This is a genomic window from Planobispora rosea, from assembly GCF_014648175.1.
GTDB lineage: Bacteria > Actinomycetota > Actinomycetes > Streptosporangiales > Streptosporangiaceae > Planobispora > Planobispora rosea.
The window spans coordinates 1-3,261 of the sequence record NZ_BMQP01000108.1; the positions used below are offsets into that span (position 1 = coordinate 1).

Below are 3,261 nucleotides of genomic sequence, written 5' to 3' on the forward strand. Positions count from 1 at the left end.
TCCTTCCGCACGTGGGCGGCCAGGTTGCACGCCGAGGCCCGGACCAGGACGGACGAGCTCGACGCCTGGATCGACATCCTCGACGGGCCCAACCCGCGGATCGGCCACCGGGACCTCGACCCCCGCAAGGACACCGTGGCGACCGTGCGCACCCTCCGGCGCACCCTGCCACCCGACAGGGCCGAGCCGCTGCTCACCGGCGTCCCGGCCGCCTTCCACGGCCGGGTCAACGACGTGCTGCTCGCCGGGCTGGCCCTCGCCGTGGCCCACTGGCGCAAGAAGCGCGGAGGCCGGGGCACCTCGGTCCTGCTCGACCTGGAGGGGCACGGCCGGGACGAGGAGATCCTTCCCGGGGCGGACCTGTCCAGGACGGTCGGCTGGTTCACCACCCTGTACCCGGTCCGGCTCGACGCGGGCGCCGCCGGCTGGACCGACGAGCGCGGCGCCGCTCAGGCGATCAAACGGGTGAAGGAACAGCTCAGGGCCGTGCCGGACCCGCTGACCTACGGCCTGCTCCGCTACCTCAACCCCGACACCGCCGAGGAACTGACCGATCTGCCCGTGCCCCAGATCGTCTTCAACTACCTCGGCCGGGTGACGGTCGCCGAGGGTGACTGGAACCTCGTACCGGCGGAGCTCGCGGAGCTCGCGGAGCTCGGCGGGCACGACCCGGAGATGCCGGTCTCCCACGTCCTTGAGATCAACGTGACCGCCTACGACCGCCCGGACGGCCCCCACCTGGAGGCCGTCTGGTCGTGGCCGGACGGGGTGCTCACCGGAGCCGAGGTCGAGGAACTGGCCGACACCTGGTTCGCCGCCCTCGACGGGCTCACCGCCCACGGTTCCGGCGGGTACACGCCGAGCGACCTCCTGGTCGACCTGAACCAGGACGAGATCGACCGCATCCAGGCCGCGTGGGAGAAGCGATGACGCAGATCCAGGACATCCTCCCGCTCTCACCGTTGCAGCAGGGCCTGTTCTTCCACGCCCTCCACGACGAGCACGACGTCTACACCGCCCAGGTCACCCTCGACCTGGCCGGTCCCCTCGACGCGGACCGGCTCAGAAGCGCGGCCGGGCGGCTGCTCGAACGCCACCCCAACCTGCGGGCGGCGTTCTGGCACGAGGACCTCAGCCGGCCCGTCCAGGTCGTCCCGGAGCGGGTGGAACTGCCGTGGCGGGAGGTCTCCGGCCGGGACCCCGAGGCCGTCGCCGCCGAGGAGCGGGCCCGTCGCTTCGACCTGGCCCGGCCGCCGCTGCTCCGGTTCGTTCTCGTACGGCTCGCGCCGGACGAGCACCGGCTGATCCTGACCAACCATCACATCCTGCTCGACGGCTGGTCCACCCCGCTCCTGATAACCGAACTGCTCGCTCTCTACCTGGGTGTGGAGGCCGCGCCCGCACCGCCGTACAGGAACTACCTGGCCTGGCTCGACCGTCAGGACCGCGCGGCGGCGCGGGAGGCGTGGGACCGGGCCCTCGACGGCCTGGACGAGCCCACCCTCGTCGCCCCCGCCGTCACCGTCCCCGTCCCGCCGGAGAAGGTGTGGATCGAGCTGGACGCCGAGCTGACCCGCACGCTCACCAGGCTCGCCCGCCGCCGCGGGGTCACGGTCAACACCGTGCTCCAGGCGCTCTGGGGCGTCCTGCTGTCCCGGCTGACCGGCCGCGACGACGTGGTGTTCGGTGCGATCGTGTCGGGCCGGCCGCCGGAGCTGCCCGGCGTGGAGCGCATGGTGGGCCTGTTCATCAACACGATCCCGGTCCGGGTCCGGCTCCGGCCCGATGAGCCCCTCGGCGAGCTGCTCGAACGCCTCCAGGACGAGCAGGCCGAGCTGCTGCCCCACCACCACCTCGGGCTGACCGAGATCCACCGCGGCGTCCTGTTCGACACCGTCACCGTTCTGGAGAACTACCCGTTCGACCCGTCCGCGGCGGACACGGCCCTCGGCGACCTCCGCCTGACCGGGTTCGGTTCCGCCGACGCCCACCACTACCCGCTCGCCCTCGCCGCCGTCCCCGGTGACCGGCTCTCGCTCCGCCTGGACTACCGGCCCGACCTGTTCACCGCTGACGAGGCGGAGCGGCTGCTCGGCCGGATGCGCTCCCTGCTCACCACACTGGCCGACACCCCGGACATCCCGGTCGGGCACATCGGCATCCTGGAGACCGCGGAACAGCGCCGGATCGTCGAGGAGTGGAACGACACCGGTGAGCCGCTGCCCGGCCGTACGCTCCCCGCCCTCTTCGAGGCCACGGTCGCCCGGAACCCGCAGGCCACCGCGCTGGTGGACGGTGAGACGGAGCTCACGTACGGCGAGCTGAACGCCCGTGCCGACCGGCTGGCACGCGTGCTGCGCGGGTACGGCGTGGGACCGGAACGCCTGGTCGCGCTGGTACTGCCGCGCTCGGCGGGTCTCATCGTGGCGGCGCTGGCGGTGGGCAAGGCGGGGGGCGCCTACCTGCCGGTGGATCCGGGTTACCCGGCCGAGCGGATCGCGTACATGCTGGAGGACTCCGCTCCGGTGCTGGTGATCGACGAGGCGTTCCTGACCGGGGCCGGTGCGCCGGTGCCCGGGGAGGGGATCCCCGGGGCCGACGAGAGTGCTACCGGAGCCGGAGCCGGAGCCGGAGCCGGAGCCGGAGCCGGAGCCGAGGCCGACCGGGCCGAGCTGCTGCACCCGGCCTATGTGATCTACACCTCGGGCTCCACCGGACGGCCCAAGGGCGTGGTCGTGACCCACGGGGGCATCGCCGCGTTCGCCGAGTCCCAGCGGGACCGGCTCAAGGTCGGCCCGGACAGCCGGGTCCTGCAGTTCGCCTCGCCCAGCTTCGACGCCTCGGTGATGGAGATGCTCATGGCCTTCGCCGCCGGGGCGGCTCTCGTCATCCCACCCGCCGGGGTGTACGGCGGGACGGCCCTGGCCGACGTGCTGGAGAACGAGCGGATCACTCACGCCCTGATCCCGCCGGCCGCGCTCGCAGGGATGCCCGACGCCCCGCTGGCGGGCTTCCGGGCCCTGGTGGTCGGCGGCGACGCCTGCGGCCCCGACCTGGTGGACCGCTGGGCTCCCGGCCGTCTGATGATCAATGCGTACGGCCCCACCGAGACCACCATCGCCGCCACCATGAGCGGCCCCCTGACCCCCGGCCGGATCCCGCCGATCGGTTCCCCTCTCCGGGACGTCCGGGTGTATGTGCTGGATGGGTGGTTGCGGCCGGTTCCGGTGGGGGTGGCCGGGGAGTTGTATGTGGCCGGTC

General features: G+C 73.0%; 2 protein-coding genes. Both read left to right on the forward strand.

Annotated features, from left to right (window positions below; translation table 11 throughout):
- The coding region (locus IEZ08_RS38905; protein ID WP_229803965.1) for a condensation domain-containing protein at window positions 1-930 on the forward strand (930 nt) is incomplete at its 5' end.
- Window positions 927-3,261 (forward strand): non-ribosomal peptide synthetase (locus tag IEZ08_RS38910; RefSeq protein ID WP_189244231.1); only part of this gene is annotated, 2,335 nt, incomplete at its 3' end. The genes IEZ08_RS38905 and IEZ08_RS38910, both read left to right, overlap by 4 nt.